The sequence below is a fragment of the Jeotgalibaca dankookensis genome (genome assembly GCF_002005405.1).
Lineage (GTDB): Bacteria > Bacillota > Bacilli > Lactobacillales > Aerococcaceae > Jeotgalibaca > Jeotgalibaca dankookensis.
In genome coordinates, this window is the sequence record NZ_CP019728.1 from 1,245,900 (window position 1) to 1,259,874 (window position 13,975).

A 13,975-nucleotide genomic window follows, 5' to 3' on the forward strand; every position below is an offset into this window, starting at 1 on the left:
TTAACAACTATTCTAAAGAAACGGAGTGCCCACTGCATAACTGTCGCTACAATACTTTTCGCATATGTCCATCCTTTTTGACTTCTGCACCCGTTTAACTCTACGCTTATTATGGCAAATAAACATAGCCTCTTGCAAAGATTTCCTTTATATAGATATTTAAACTAATTTATTAGATTAGAATAAAAAACAGACAGAGATGAGATACCATCTCATTTCTGTCTGTTTGCTTAATTAATTAGTCATATTCATGGTATTCATCTGGGTGCTGACCTTCAACACGGCCTTCTTCTCCTTTATCAAGGGAAAATATTTTTTCCATCTCAGCATCTGTTAACTCAAAATCAAAGATATTTAAGTTTTCTTGTTGATGAATTGGATCACCTGAACGAACTATGGGTACAATATCACGTTGGTGTAACCAGCGGATAATTACTTGCGGCGCAGATTTATTGTATTTTTTCCCAATTTCAATAATATCAGGATGTTGTTTGGCATCATTAATATCTCGACCGAGTGGACTCCAAGCTTCAGTGATGATGCCAAATTTTTCGTTGGCCTTTACGTTTTCCTTATTACTGAAGTAAGGGTGGATTTCAATTTGGTTTGTTGCCGGTACGACACCTGTTTCGTCGATAATTTTTTCTAGATGATGTTCTAAAAAGTTTGAAACACCGATTGTGAGAATCATTCCTAGCTTTTGTGCTTGAATGAGTGCTTTCCAAGCTTCGACATATTTTCCATCATCTGGATTTGGCCAATGAATCAAATACTTATCGAAATACTCTAAATCAGTACGAGCCAATTGTTCTTCAATTATCTTAAGTGCACTATCAAAGTCATGATATTTACCTGGAAGTTTGGAACTTATCAGCAACTCGTCTCGAGGAATTCCTGAGTTTTTAACAGCCTTTCCAACAATCCCTTCGTTATCATAGTTTGTCGACGTATCAATTAGTCGGTATCCAGATTGAATTGCATTTAGAATTTGCAAGGTTCCTTTGTTCCCCAATATTTCTACCGTTCCAAACCCAATAGCCGGAATTCGGTAGCCATCATTCAACATAACATCTGGTATTTCTACTAACATAGAATCTTCCTTTCAATTATATTGTTTACACTATTTACCTTATCACAAAATAAAACTGGACTCATGTAATATGAACATAATGAAGGTTATCTTTGTGCAAAGTGGTAATTATTGTACTTAAAGCTTAGATTTTGATAAATTAACAGTGAATTAAACAATGAAGGCCAACAAGGAGGAGAAGTACTAATGAAAAGCTTTGGTAAGATACTATTGTCATCAAGTGCTATGTTTCTTTTAGCAGCTTGTACCAATACAGCCACTGAAGAAACAGAAACTCCACAAGAAGATACCGCGGTTGTTACTTCAGTTGAGGAAACAGAAGATACAACCGAAATGGAAATTTTAGAAACCGTTTCAGTGACGATGATTGATAGTAATAGTAATGATTTAGGAATAGCTGTTTTCAGCGAGGAAGATGGAGAGGTAACCTTAAAGTTAGATCTTCAAGGAATGTCTCCTGGCGAATATGGGATGCATATTCACGAAGTTGGACAGGCTACACCACCAACGTTTGAAGATGCCGGCTCTCACTTTAATCCAACAAACGTTGAACATGGAACAGAATCAGAAACGGGTCCTCATATCGGCGACCTGCCCAATCTAGTAGTTCCCGAAAATGGTATTGTTCAAGAAAGTATTGTCATACCTAACACCAGTCTTCAAGAAAACGGTGAAAATACGCTGAATACAGAGCAAGGGACTTCACTTATCATTCATACTGAAGCTGATGATTATGAAAGTCAACCTAGCGGCGATGCTGGTGACCGAATGGTCGGTGGCGTAATCTTCCCAGGAAACGAAGAATAATTATTTTTAAAAGATGAATTGTAATATTAAGTGCAACACCTAGGTAAAATAAAAGAAACCCATGACGACCTCGTGTAGAATGGAGTTACCACACAACATTCGACTGGAGGACTCGCCATGAGCTACACTCATTTTACCATAGCCGAACGCTCAAAAATAGAAACGCTTCGTGATCTAGGTTTTTCGATCCGCCGGATCGCTCGAATCCTTGGTCGTGCCCCTTCTTCTGTTTCACGGGAACTGAACAGGAACCCATATTATCAGTGTGATCAGGCACAGGAACGCTATAAACAAAAGAAAGCGAACTGTGGAGCAAAATCAAAGTTGACTTCTGAAATCAAAGAAAAGGTTCAGGAAAAACTAACTCTTACCTGGTCTCCAGAACAAATTGTAGGCCGGCTATTTCAAGGGAAAATTTCTTTCAAAACAATCTATCGCTGGCTCTATTACGGTCTCTTACAAGTTCCATTGTCCGTTCTGAGACAAAAAGGCAAACGACAGAAACCAAAAGAAACCAGAGGAAGATTCAATATCGGAACCTCTATTTCAAAACGACCAAAAGACGTCAAGAAGCGAACGACCTTCGGTCACTGGGAGCTGGACACCGTCGTATCAGGACGCGGACAGGCAAAAGGTTGCGTTGCTACTTTCCTAGAGAGGAAAAGCCGCTGGTACCTCGCCATCAAAATACCCAACCGTTCCGCTTCCTCAATGGAAGGGGCTATACGAAAACTGACTACGCTTTTTCCTGAAACTGCCTTCCAAAGTTTTACGACAGACAGAGGAAAGGAATTCAGCTGTTATCCTGTCATTGAAGAAGACTTAAGCATCCCTGTTTATTTCGCAGATCCTTATTCTTCTTGGCAACGAGGAAGCAATGAAAACAGTAATGGACTCCTGAGGGAGTTCTTTCCGAAGAGAACCAACTTTGATCATGTGGAACAGGAAGAACTTCAAAAAGCTTTGTACCTGATTAATAATAGACCAAGAAAATGTCTTGGCTACCGAACGCCTCACGAGGTCTTTATGGAAGAGGTGTTGCACTTAATTTGACAAACTATCAAAAGATAAAATAATTAGTGTACATCGATAACAATAGAGCCTCACATTTAGGTTTATATTCTAAATGTGAGGCTCTATCTATTTTATAATGTTCAAAAATCTATGCTTATTTAAACTTTTTCAATTTCTCCTACACCAATAGGTAATGTTGTGTGGGGACCGTATCCTTTAACGGTTCCTTCAACAGTATCAGGAAGCTCAACCGATTCTGGCACACCGTGAATTAAAACTGTCCGTGTATCTAACTGTAAATCTTCTGAGCCAAATTTTTCTTTAAATTTCTTTTTAAGTTCACCAAGAGGAACCTCAAATTCATATTTCCAGTTCCCATTTTCGTCAGAATGCGGATAATTGTCATGAGGAATGTTTATGTCTTGTGGAGCATTATCGAACGGAACCATTGTTTGACCAGCTACAGCATATAGCTCTGGTAAATCAATGACCCCATCACCATTTGTATCTGCATCTTTTGTCGGGACACGTCCTTTTGTTCCATCAGGGAATCCATGAAAGTGACTCCAATGCATCATGTTAGGTGGCGTACCTGTCGCCTCGATTTTTATTTTTAACGTATCACCATCTTCAATAAGTTCAGCTTTTCCGGAAACAGAAGTTCCAATGACCGCTTCATTCAGTGGCATTATTTTTGCTGTATATCTCGTTGTCATAGTATACATCCTCCTAATATAGACTTAGCATCTCTCTACATCCTTATCTTAAACAATCCTTACTCAATATTCAAATAATTCGATTGGAATAGATAGTAAAAACAAGTAAGGGATTAGTCTCTTAGAATAGTAATGTTCATTTTTAAGGAAGGGACTTATCCACTCTTCTATACAATAAATACTCTTTTTGATTGCCTTCAGAATCAAATTCACGTTTTTCTTTTATATCATATAACCGCGAATCAATTTCTTCTTTAGGGTAAATACCAGGCTCTAAATCTAACAAAAACCCCATTTTGTAAGGTTCTCCGAAGAGGTAAGCAACAGCCTCTTGATCCTTTACAAATAAAATACGGGTCAAAGGACCTCTTAATACTTCATAAGTGTCTTTCCCTTGAAATTGCTCCAAAATTTCCATACTTATTCCCGATTCATCTGACAGATTGTCCAATGATTGGTATTCCCCAGCCACATGTACACGATCATATTCAAAAGGAAATAAGTCCGCTCCTGTTTGAGGTTCTTCGATTCCGGTGGCTAGTATTTCTTGTAAACCACGTGACTGCTTCTTATATGGCGTATTCCAATCGCTTACGAAAAAAACAATGAGTAACAACAGAACTGAAGCGATGATGAACCCAATTGTTGTCTTTTTTTTCATATTTTTCTCTCCTCTCTATCAATTTATGCCAAGTCTCCATAAATTTGCGCAATTACAAAAATAGTAAAAACAATGCCAATTAATAAATGTCCCATCGACTTCTTTTTCTTATATAAATATAACTCTTGTAAACTCACTGCTAAATAAGCCGGATCATGAAATTCAATCCCTTGTAACGAGAGTTTAGCAAAGGGGATATGAAAATCAAAAAACAATAAGCTGATGACAATCGAAACACCTAGAAATATATTCAAAGTTAATAAGATTGGATCCCTTTTTTCCATTCTAGATTTCCCTCTCTTCTTTAATTAGTTACCTGCTTGATAACGTGGAAACGCTGTGATATCTCGAGATAATATTTTCCCATCAGGAAGGTAAATATAGCCATCAGAATATACTTCATAGTCTCCTTTTTCTCCTGGGAAGATATAAGTCTTACCAACCAGACCATAGTCGAAATCAATCACATCGTCAGTTACTGCTTCTATCAAAATAGTATAAGCTTCCTCTAAATTATTAGGATAGAGCGGGTTTGTTTCAGGATCAATCTCATCTTTTTTGTCTTCATTGCTTGGGAAGCTATTAGGATTACGATTAATGGACTCTCCTGAAGGGAGTTGAATGAGCCCATCTAAGAGGACAGTGTATTTTCCACTACTAACAGGGAATATATAACCGTTATTCTCGCTTTCTATGTATCCTTCTTCAAAATAAATAGTATCATCACTGACTGTATTTTGTAATATCTGTGCTGCTTCTTCAATATCTCTGATATATAAATCACGTTCATCTAGAGTAGAAGATGAACGATCGTCAGAGCTTTCTTCTGATGACTGAAGCTCGCTACTTTCTATTACTATTTGCTGACTACTCTCTTCTGAGGAAGTAGTCTCTTCACTAGAAATTTGCAAGCTACTCATACTTACAGATGAGCTTTCTTTACTAGATTGGTCAGTTTCACCACCCAATGAACCACATCCCACTAAAATACTGGTCGCAAATAAGAGAGCTAATTTTTTATTCATCATGTTGTCCCCTTTCTAATAAAAAATAATTTGTTCGAAATTAATTATTGCTATATTGTTATTTTACTACTCTTCTCACTCGATGTATAATTATCTATTGAGCATTACTGTTAGTAATATACGTCCACATTTATGTATAAATAATAGTTGTTTATTTTTTATTTTTTCTATAAACTATGCTTGTATAAATTTGTGTTAGTTTTTAGTCATTCACTCTTTGCTAAGTGCTCACACCTCCCCTCAGTTTCTGACCAAGCCATTCCCTCCTGTCACAAGGATAGCCAATTCGGTAATGTGTAAGCGTTATCAATACGGCTGTTACTACTATAATTCTGAAGATGGGGGAATAAGAAATGAGCCAAACAAATAAAGCAACCCCACGAGTCGTTGATGGTGCGACTTATGTATCGGATAAATATTGGTGGAAAACAGTCGCTTTGTTTTTTATCGGTTGGGTGTTAATGTATGCGGATCGAACCATTTTAAACCCGATTATGCCGCAAATTGCAGAAGAGTTTAATTTGAGTAATACGCAACTGGGTTTAGTGAGCAGTGTCTTCTTCTTAACATACGCCATTACACAAATTCCTTTTGGTGTCATTGGTGACAAATATGGTAGAAAACTGGTTATTGCGATTGGATTCGTTTTTATGGGTATCGCAACATTCTTTAGTGGTATTCTTTCAGGATTTGGTATGTTCATGATCTTCAGAGCTCTGACTGGGATGGGTCAAGGATCCTATTATGGTCCGCAGTATGCCCTGTCAACGGAAGCCATTCCAACGAAACATTTAACGCTGGGAAATGCTATTATAAATAGCGGGATGGCATTGGGAACTTCTGGTGGGTATTTGATTTCCAGTAAATTAGTCTTAGAAAATGGTGAACATTGGACGCTTCCTTTTAAAATTATGGCGATCCCTACCGTCATCGTTGGATTCTTATTCTTTTTCCTATTAAAAGAAAAAGTCGTACGTCCAGAGGATCAAAATGTTTCTACTGAAAATGATCACATCGTTTCTGAATCCATTAAAAAAGTATCTGTGGCTTCTATTTTTAGAAATCGAAATTTAGTTCTAACCTTTATCATGTGTTTTTGTTCCATCTACGGCTTTTATGTTGTTTTAACATGGTTACCACAATTCTTACAAGTAGAGCGTGGATTTGAAGGTACTCGGGTTGGTTTTATCTCCTCTCTCGTACCATGGGCTTCCATCCCTGGAGCATTAATATTCGCTTTCCTGTCCGATAAAGTGAAACGGACAAAATTATTTATTTTTATTTTAGTTCCTGTTGCGGCAATCTCTATTTTTGCGATTGCGTTTGTAACAAGCCAAACCTTATTAATTATTGCATTAATTGCCTACGGCTTAACTGGGAAATTGGCAATAGACCCCATACTCGTGGCATTCGTTTCTAAAAATGCACCAAAAGGTTCTTTATCGACTGCCTTAAGTGCGTATAATTTTATAGGCATGTCGAGTTCAATTTTAGCGCCATTCCTAACCGGATTTATTTCAGATCAATTCGGATCTATGCAGCTCGGCTTTTATTTAGCCGCGGCACTCTTACTATTTGGGATGATCGTTTTCAGCTTTGTTAGAGAAGACGAAGTCGTTGCTTTTAAATAGTATAGAGATTAAAAATATTTTCGTCATAGAAAAAACTCTAAGTTAATACTTTTACAGTAACGACGTAGAGTTTTTTTCACTTTTATGTTTAGCTGAAGATCACCACATCTATATATCCATAGTCTTGGCTAATTCGATAAACTTTACTTGTGTATCATTTTTAAAGTCTTCCAAATAAAAACTTTGGATATTAATATTGGTATGGCACTTCACATGGTATGAGCTTTTTTCTGTGTCAAATATAGAGGTATAAAGGGTTTCATCTTTATGCTTTTCAATTGGGTCAATGATAGCTCCTTCTGGAATATCAAATTGTGATAAAATGCGAAAACCTTGAAGAATTGCGGCATGACGGTCTAAGTTTTTATCCGTATTTGAAACATAGTAGGCAGCACGTACAAATCTCGAAGGAGGTGTAAAATCGCCAGGCAAGCTCAGCATCTCCGTTCCTTCACCAAATTGTGTGATTTTCGTTCCATTTATATACGCTTCTTTTGTATTTTCTGGTTTCAAATTAATAAAATTCTTCAGATTTGTTTGATGCCATGGAAAATTCGGCGCATTTGTTAAAACACCATAAGGGTTGTCATAAGCAATTAGTTTTCCGTTTTTTGGTTCTAAAACAAGTTTATTACCGTCCGTATCCATAAAAAAGAAATGGTTGGCTGAAGACTCTTGGTCGAGAATTTTTTCAACTAAGTTTATTTTTTTTGCTTCTTTTCTAACTTCTTCGATACTTTTGCATCTGGTTAGGAGAAAGTCAAAAGCATGGGAAGTTGTTGTATTTATCATACCCGTTACTTTTTCTTTTGAAAAACTTGCGTAGCCGGGAAAGAAATTATTAGAACCCATTAATCCCGCCTCGTTAATACCATCTCCGAAAGAAATGATTTCAAAAAAACCAGATCCTAGCGTATTGTATGTCGATTCGTAGATTTGAGTATCGGTTTCAACGATTTGATAGCCTTTAGGAACAAAAAGGACCTTATTGTCCAACACCACTCCTAGTTCCAAAGTCCGACCAAAAACCTGACCATTGTTATGAGAAAAACCTATTGTGGTACACATATCACCATCTCCTCTTTATAATAAGTGTATAAGGACATATATTGTTTTGTCAAAAAACTACAAAATCGGAGAAAATAACCTCGAAAATATTTGTTTAAATTTTAACCAATTTGATTGGTTATTAAGGATGTTCTGAGTGAGTAAATAGCTTTTTTTGATATCTTCATAAAAAATCTCTTCTTGTTGTTTCGCTACTTTGGGATCATAGATAAAGGCATTTACTTCAAAATTTAATTTGAAACTTCTAACATCAAAGTTAGCAGTTCCTATTGAGCAAATTTCACCATCAATCACCATCGTTTTGGCATGTAAAAAACCATTATCGTAAATATAAACTTGAGCGCCTGCTGCCACCATTTCTGCTGCATAGTAGGTTGTTGCACGGTAAATAAACGGATGATCCGGTTTATTAGGAATCATAATTTTAACATCTATTCCCGACATAACGGCTATTTCTAGAGTTTCTAATAGAGAGTCATCGGGAACAAAATAAGGGGTTTGAATGAAAATTGACTCTTTTGCTAAACTAATCATTTTAATATAACCTTTTTTAATTTGTTGGATTTCAGTATCGGGACCACTGGAAACAATTTGAATATTTGTTTCCCCTTTTTTTATAATCGTAGGGAAATATCCTTCTTGGTATGCCAACTGGTCTTGTTTAGCAGCAGCATTCCAATCCATTAAGAATCTGTTTTGCAAAGCCAAAACCGCGCTACCTTCAATTTTGAGGTGCGTATCGCGCCAGTAACCAAATTTTTCATATTCTCCTAAATACTCATCCCCTACGTTAAAGCCTCCTGTATATCCAACCTTTCCATCTATCACAACAATTTTTCTGTGATTGCGATAGTTAAATCGTAAATTTATTATACTAAAGCGTGAACCAAAAAATGATTGCGTTTTGCCACCTAGTGACTTTAAATGATCAAAGAAAGATGCTTTTAAAGAACGCGAACCCAAAGCATCATATAAAACTAACACTTCCACTCCTGCAGCTGCTCTTTCTTCTAATGCTTTTAAGACTTTTGTTCCAATTTTATCATCTTTGAAAATATAATACATAACGTGTACATGGTGTTTGGCTTCGTAAATATCAGAAATTAAAGATTCATATTTTTCAAAACCATCGGTAAACAGATGAACAGAATTGTCTTTCGTTAAAATAGAGCCATCATCTTCTAGAAATAATCGAACGATTTCTTTCGTATTTTCCGACTCTTGTTTTCGAGAAAGTAATTGCTCATCTTCGATTAATTTCCTTTTTTGGGCTTCAACGAGTTGAGACATCCCGATACTTTCTTGATTTTTTATATCGAAAATCTTTTTACGAGATGGTTTCTTCCCAATGAATAAGTAAAATATAAACCCCACAACTGGTAATAAAACCAAAACAACTAACCATGCCCATGTCGCTGCGATATCCCGTTTTTCTCTAAAAACAGTTATAATTGAAAAAAGAATATTTAAAGCTAAAACAGCAGTTATGATCGATAGAAATAATTGCATGTGCATCCCTCCCAAGCAGTTTTGTTTATCTTACTATGTTATTCTCTTTTAGGAAAGAAAGAAAAGCTTGGTAAATACACTGACAGAAAAAAGAGGCTGAACCATCCATTAATTGGATAGGTTGAGCCTCTTTTTATGTATTTTTTATAGCATTGTTAATATTTCTTTTATAACAATCGGCCATGCTTCAGATTCTGGGTTAATCAATTTAAAGTGTTCAGCAGAAGGTATTTCTATAAATTCCACATTTTTATTTATATTATCCGCTACTTTTTTATAATTTTGACTGATACCAATTGGGATAGTCGCATCCAATGCACCGTGAATGAGGACTTGTGGTACATCTAATGGAAGCAAACGAATGGGAGAAGCTTGTGCATAACGCTCTGGTAACTCGGCTGATGAGCCACCAATTAACTCTCGTACAGGATTAAATTCTTCCCTAGTGACTTCTTCACTGATACTAAGAACTTCTTCCATCAGTGAAAGATCAACAACACCTGCTAAACTAATGACACCTTTTACAGAAAGCGGCGTTCCATCTGTTTTAATTTCACTACTTGATGGAAGGCGATGGCGCCCTGCCAGCCATAAAGCTAAGTGTCCCCCTGCGGAGTGTCCGACTATTACAACACGATTTAAATTGAGATTGTTTTTCTTAGCTAATTCAGGTAAATAATCGATTGCTTGGGAAACATCTGTAAAGGTTCCCGGCCACCCACCGCCAGCTTGTCCGATTCTGCGATATTCGATACTCCAGGTGGCTATTCCTTGTTTCGTTAATTTTTCAGATAGTGCCGCAATACTATCCAGTCCAACATCTGATTGCCAATAACCACCATGAATTACTACAACCACGGGATGAGGGCCTTTGCTCTCGGGAATTCTTAAGTCGCCAAACTGATCATCTAGAGGTCAATAATAATACTTTGTCATTTTAATTTGGTTTTCGTAGCGTTTTTCCATATTTTCACCTCATAACAATTTTTAACATATTAGTCGGACACTTTTAAACATTTGTCCGATAAATACGACCTTCGTAGGATAGCTATCGTACAAAAATCTGGGTATAATGATACAAACAAATATAGAATTCAATAAGGAAGAGTGGTTTCTATGGATTTTGATGATTTTAAAAGTAATATAAATGCGATTAAAAGTCTCTCAGGTATAAGTCAAAAAAAGAGGGCTACCTTACTCTTTACACAAATGAATGCTTTAGAAATGCTTCTGTCAGACGAAAAGTCTACTTTAAACTGCCAAGAAATAGCAGACGCACGTAATTTATATGGCAGCATAGATACTTATCGTCATAGACTTTTAGATGAAGAGCCGAATAATCTAGATATGCATCTACAAAAGTAGGAATGAATCTGCAACTCACTGAAACTCCGTATAGAAAAAGTCCCTCTATTTTTTAGAGGGACTCTTTGGCTTTCGTAAATTTATACACGAATTAATTTGCTTCGACTTCTTGTAATTCGAAATCAGAAGGAACTAAAACTTTATCAATTACATGAACAACACCATTTGTTGCTTCTAGGTCAGTTGTTGTAATCATCGCATCATTAACCATTGGATCTCCAGAAAGATCAAACATTAATTCTTCTCCATTGACTGTTTCAGCTTCCATACCATCTGTTAAATCAGCAGCCATAATATCTCCTGAAACAACGTGGTAAGTTAAAACATTTGCTAGATCTGGTTGAGCAAGTAATTCCTCTGCTGTAATATCTAGATCCATTAATAATTGTTCAAAGGCAGCGTTTGTAGGTGCAAATACAGTAAAAGGACCATCACCTTGGAGTGTTTCAACAAGGTCTGCTTCTTGAAGTGCGGATACTAAAATACTGAAATCAGGATTACCTTGTGCAATAGCGACAATGTCTTCTTCGTTTTCAGCTGATTCTTCCATCCCAACAGATTCGATTTCCATTGAAGATTCCATTTCAACGGATTCTACTTCAACAGGTTCTACTACTTCGACGGATTCTTCAGTCATAGGATCTTCAATCATCGTGTCATCTGTAGTGTCATTTGTTGAACACCCTGCTAAAACTCCAGCTGCTGCAAACGAAACAAGACCTAATTGTACCTTCTTCAATAATTCTTTACTCATCTAAATCCACCCTCTCTTGTAGTTTAAAAGTACACTTACACTGTGTAAGCGTATACTTTATCTACAAGCTAACCTTAATTCAAAGGTAGATAGATGTCAAAGAATACGTATTGTAACCAGCTAATTTTTTAATCTTTTGTAATGAGATCTAAAAATTTGTTAATCAATGGAGGTAGTCCTAATGCTGGAATTAAAGAAGCAAAAAAACCAACCAGCCAAGACCGCATCCAAATTTGAAAGAACATAGGTGGAAACCCAGCATTTACCACTGTCATCACGAAGGACATGAAAAATGACATACCGACACCCATCAAAAGACTGAATACAATCATCCTGTGTTCTTTTATTAATTTCATTTATTTCGAACCTTTCTAATTAGTAATAATTTATTCTATCATATTTGTACTAAATTCGAAAGAAAGGAGCTTATTTGAATATCTTACTTGTTATTATTTTATCTATATGGGTTATTCTAATTATATTACTCAAACAACCACTCTTTCTCTGTTTTTTAAGAGAACCGCCACTAACAAAATGACAGTAAAAACGAGTAAGTATATCCAAGAAAATTGATTCGAAAGAATCTGATTATCCCATTTTAGTTGGACACCTAACGTGGTGAGAAGTTGCTGATAAGTATCTGCCGGTAATAAATCCTGAAGTGGTAGGAGTACATCTTCCATTACTATTTTACGTAGCAATACAGTCACTTGTGTTGTAGGAAAAAAAATCATGACCTTTTGTAAATAAGATGGAAGTGCACCAATGGGAACATAAATACCTGCTAAAAACCCAATTAAAGTTCCTACAAGTGTTGAGAAACCAGTAAAAGCACTCATTGTTTTCAAACGAGATGTTACTAGAAAAAAAATGAGCGTATGCATAAGCGTGCTGATCGCAAGTGTAGCAACCAGGGACACAGATAGGGGCAGTATTAAGTCAAACGCAATCCATGTATAAATCAGACCACTAATAAGTAATAAACTTGTAAAAATAAAACCAATTATGAAGGAATAATAAACGTATGAATAAGCAAGAGTTCGTTTTGAAATTTTTGTAATAAGTAAATCATCACTTTTTTTACTAACCATATCTTCAATAAATTTACCTAATGCCCCAAGTGGAGCGGTTGCAGTTGTAACAGCAAGAATACCTGCAAACATCCAAAGAAAAACAAAGGCTTTGCGATCTGGGTACTCGGGTAAACCTGATGTGATATTATCAGATAGAAAAAGGAGATAAAGAGCAATAATAATAAATACCGAAAGCAAAGAGAAGAATACACTTGCTTTGTCTTTGAGAAATAATTTTATATGTCGCTTGATTAGTACACTCATGGTTTCACCCGATTCTTTATTTGCTTAGTTACCTGCAAGAATACACGCTCTAAGCTTGCCTTTTCAATTGAAAAATCAGTAATATTAGCCATTGTTTGATATAAAATTGGAATTGCTTCTTTGCTATTTTCTATTTCAATGTGGACTGCTCTGCTATCTTGAAAAAATGGCAGCGAATGAGCGGTTAAAAAAGTTAGTAATGCTTCTATTTTTTTTGGAATGATTGTCAGAACTGTTTTTGAGTAGGTTTGTCTCAATTGGTTTGGCGTCCCTTCTACCTCTATTTTACCTTCATGCATAATAACGACATAGTCCACGTATTCTGCTTCTTCAATATAATGTGTAGTCAGGAAAATAGTCATTCCAAAATCAGTTTGTAATTTTTTTAAAAAAGCCCAAATTTCTTCGCGTGATTCTGCATCTAGTCCCGTGGTGGGTTCATCTAAAATTAAAAATCGCGGACGATGCAGAAGCGCACGAAGGATATCTGTCTTTCTTTTTTCTCCCCCTGAACATTCACCATATATCCGGTGGCGTTTACTTGTTAAGTTCATCACTTCTAACAATTCTACTACTCGTTCTTTGGCTTCCAATTTGTCCATTCCGTACAATTGGGCACGTACTAATAAATTTTCTTCTAGTGTAAATACATCATCTAAACGATGACTCTGAAAAACCACACCAATTTCTTCTTGTCGCATATTCTCATCGAAGGTTATTTCACCACTATCTGGATTTAATAAACCAATTAACATATGGATAACCGTTGATTTCCCTGCACCATTCGTTCCAAGAAATGCAAACGTAGAACCTTCCTTAACAGTAAAAGAAAGATCCTCAACGGCTTGAACATCTCCAAAACGTTTACTTAAATGACGAACCTCTAACATATTAGCCCTCCTATTCCTTTACAAAAGATGTAACTGCATTGAGTAAATGCTTAATGACTTGGCAATTAAAGTAGGAGTAAATATTTTCCGATTGTATAGCGTGATTCG

At 36.2% G+C, this 13,975-nt stretch carries 16 protein-coding genes; 4 read left to right on the forward strand and 12 right to left on the reverse strand.

What is annotated here, in order from left to right:
* Positions 1-238 precede the first annotated feature (238 nt).
* Complete coding sequence (locus tag BW727_RS06135; RefSeq protein ID WP_062470607.1) at positions 239-1,090, reverse strand: aldo/keto reductase; 852 nt, start codon at positions 1,088-1,090, stop codon at positions 239-241.
* A gap of 186 nt (positions 1,091-1,276) precedes the next feature.
* Here BW727_RS06135 and BW727_RS06140 point away from each other — a divergent pair, with 186 nt between their 5' ends.
* Positions 1,277-1,897, forward strand: coding sequence for a superoxide dismutase family protein (locus tag BW727_RS06140; protein WP_062470611.1), 621 nt, complete (start codon positions 1,277-1,279; stop codon positions 1,895-1,897).
* Positions 1,898-2,014: 117 nt separating this feature from the next.
* Positions 2,015-2,950, forward strand: a complete 936-nt coding sequence (locus BW727_RS06145) for an IS30 family transposase (protein WP_077795672.1) — start codon at positions 2,015-2,017, stop codon at positions 2,948-2,950.
* A 119-nt stretch (positions 2,951-3,069) separates the two neighbouring features.
* On the opposite strand, the gene BW727_RS06150 is transcribed toward BW727_RS06145, so the two are convergent.
* The 4 genes from BW727_RS06150 to BW727_RS06165 form a co-directional block, all read right to left on the reverse strand.
* Complete coding sequence (locus tag BW727_RS06150; RefSeq protein ID WP_062468853.1) at positions 3,070-3,627, reverse strand: hypothetical protein; 558 nt, start codon at positions 3,625-3,627, stop codon at positions 3,070-3,072.
* 142 nt (positions 3,628-3,769) lie between these two features.
* Positions 3,770-4,288 carry a hypothetical protein gene (locus BW727_RS06155; RefSeq protein ID WP_062468850.1) on the reverse strand — a complete coding sequence of 173 codons (519 nt, stop codon included), beginning with the start codon at positions 4,286-4,288 and terminating at the stop codon, positions 3,770-3,772.
* Between the two features lie 23 nt (positions 4,289-4,311).
* A complete protein-coding gene (locus BW727_RS06160; RefSeq protein ID WP_062468848.1) occupies positions 4,312-4,572 on the reverse strand; it encodes a hypothetical protein in 261 nt (86 codons plus the stop codon).
* A gap of 24 nt (positions 4,573-4,596) precedes the next feature.
* Positions 4,597-5,313 carry a hypothetical protein gene (locus BW727_RS06165; RefSeq protein WP_062468845.1) on the reverse strand — a complete coding sequence of 239 codons (717 nt, stop codon included), beginning with the start codon at positions 5,311-5,313 and terminating at the stop codon, positions 4,597-4,599.
* Positions 5,314-5,666: 353 nt separating this feature from the next.
* Between BW727_RS06165 and BW727_RS06170 the strand changes: the two genes are divergently transcribed.
* Positions 5,667-6,944 carry an MFS transporter gene (locus BW727_RS06170; protein WP_062468841.1) on the forward strand — a complete coding sequence of 426 codons (1,278 nt, stop codon included), beginning with the start codon at positions 5,667-5,669 and terminating at the stop codon, positions 6,942-6,944.
* A gap of 108 nt (positions 6,945-7,052) precedes the next feature.
* Here the strand turns inward: BW727_RS06170 and BW727_RS06175 are convergent, their stop codons facing one another.
* The 3 genes from BW727_RS06175 to BW727_RS06185 form a co-directional block, all read right to left on the reverse strand.
* Positions 7,053-8,012, reverse strand: coding sequence for a linear amide C-N hydrolase (locus BW727_RS06175; RefSeq protein WP_062468838.1), 960 nt, complete (start codon positions 8,010-8,012; stop codon positions 7,053-7,055).
* Between the two features lie 57 nt (positions 8,013-8,069).
* Positions 8,070-9,521 carry a cardiolipin synthase gene (gene cls / locus BW727_RS06180; RefSeq protein ID WP_062468835.1) on the reverse strand — a complete coding sequence of 484 codons (1,452 nt, stop codon included), beginning with the start codon at positions 9,519-9,521 and terminating at the stop codon, positions 8,070-8,072.
* Between the two features lie 144 nt (positions 9,522-9,665).
* Positions 9,666-10,406, reverse strand: coding sequence for an alpha/beta hydrolase family protein (locus tag BW727_RS06185; RefSeq protein WP_077795785.1), 741 nt, complete (start codon positions 10,404-10,406; stop codon positions 9,666-9,668).
* Positions 10,407-10,637: 231 nt separating this feature from the next.
* Between BW727_RS06185 and BW727_RS06190 the strand changes: the two genes are divergently transcribed.
* Entirely contained in the window at positions 10,638-10,886 is a 249-nt protein-coding gene (locus tag BW727_RS06190) for a hypothetical protein (RefSeq protein ID WP_062468831.1), read from the forward strand.
* A gap of 91 nt (positions 10,887-10,977) precedes the next feature.
* On the opposite strand, the gene BW727_RS06195 is transcribed toward BW727_RS06190, so the two are convergent.
* The 4 genes from BW727_RS06195 to BW727_RS06210 form a co-directional block, all read right to left on the reverse strand.
* Entirely contained in the window at positions 10,978-11,640 is a 663-nt protein-coding gene (locus tag BW727_RS06195; protein WP_149025734.1) for a fasciclin domain-containing protein, read from the reverse strand.
* Positions 11,641-11,768: 128 nt separating this feature from the next.
* Entirely contained in the window at positions 11,769-11,996 is a 228-nt protein-coding gene (locus BW727_RS10935) for a DUF2798 domain-containing protein (RefSeq protein ID WP_077795786.1), read from the reverse strand.
* 129 nt (positions 11,997-12,125) lie between these two features.
* A complete protein-coding gene (locus BW727_RS06205; protein ID WP_062468826.1) occupies positions 12,126-12,977 on the reverse strand; it encodes an ABC transporter permease in 852 nt (283 codons plus the stop codon).
* On the reverse strand, positions 12,974-13,867 hold the full coding sequence (locus BW727_RS06210; protein ID WP_062468824.1) for an ABC transporter ATP-binding protein: 894 nt from the start codon (positions 13,865-13,867) through the stop codon (positions 12,974-12,976). The genes BW727_RS06205 and BW727_RS06210 overlap by 4 nt, the downstream gene beginning before the upstream one ends.
* Positions 13,868-13,975: the final 108 nt, after the last annotated feature.

What these genes read in the sequence shown, in the direction of transcription:
- BW727_RS06135 (WP_062470607.1), bottom strand. Translation starts at nt 1,090, where the DNA reads ATGTTAGTAGAAATACCAGATGTTATGTTGAATGATGGCTACCGAATT.
- BW727_RS06140 (WP_062470611.1), top strand. Translation starts at nt 1,277, where the DNA reads ATGAAAAGCTTTGGTAAGATACTATTGTCATCAAGTGCTATGTTTCTT.
- BW727_RS06145 (WP_077795672.1), top strand. Translation starts at nt 2,015, where the DNA reads ATGAGCTACACTCATTTTACCATAGCCGAACGCTCAAAAATAGAAACG.
- BW727_RS06150 (WP_062468853.1), bottom strand. Translation starts at nt 3,627, where the DNA reads ATGACAACGAGATATACAGCAAAAATAATGCCACTGAATGAAGCGGTC.
- BW727_RS06155 (WP_062468850.1), bottom strand. Translation starts at nt 4,288, where the DNA reads ATGAAAAAAAAGACAACAATTGGGTTCATCATCGCTTCAGTTCTGTTG.
- BW727_RS06160 (WP_062468848.1), bottom strand. Translation starts at nt 4,572, where the DNA reads ATGGAAAAAAGGGATCCAATCTTATTAACTTTGAATATATTTCTAGGT.
- BW727_RS06165 (WP_062468845.1), bottom strand. Translation starts at nt 5,313, where the DNA reads ATGAATAAAAAATTAGCTCTCTTATTTGCGACCAGTATTTTAGTGGGA.
- BW727_RS06170 (WP_062468841.1), top strand. Translation starts at nt 5,667, where the DNA reads ATGAGCCAAACAAATAAAGCAACCCCACGAGTCGTTGATGGTGCGACT.
- BW727_RS06175 (WP_062468838.1), bottom strand. Translation starts at nt 8,012, where the DNA reads ATGTGTACCACAATAGGTTTTTCTCATAACAATGGTCAGGTTTTTGGT.
- cls (WP_062468835.1), bottom strand. Translation starts at nt 9,521, where the DNA reads ATGCAATTATTTCTATCGATCATAACTGCTGTTTTAGCTTTAAATATT.
- BW727_RS06190 (WP_062468831.1), top strand. Translation starts at nt 10,638, where the DNA reads ATGGATTTTGATGATTTTAAAAGTAATATAAATGCGATTAAAAGTCTC.
- BW727_RS06195 (WP_149025734.1), bottom strand. Translation starts at nt 11,640, where the DNA reads ATGAGTAAAGAATTATTGAAGAAGGTACAATTAGGTCTTGTTTCGTTT.
- BW727_RS10935 (WP_077795786.1), bottom strand. Translation starts at nt 11,996, where the DNA reads ATGAAATTAATAAAAGAACACAGGATGATTGTATTCAGTCTTTTGATG.
- BW727_RS06205 (WP_062468826.1), bottom strand. Translation starts at nt 12,977, where the DNA reads ATGAGTGTACTAATCAAGCGACATATAAAATTATTTCTCAAAGACAAA.
- BW727_RS06210 (WP_062468824.1), bottom strand. Translation starts at nt 13,867, where the DNA reads ATGTTAGAGGTTCGTCATTTAAGTAAACGTTTTGGAGATGTTCAAGCC.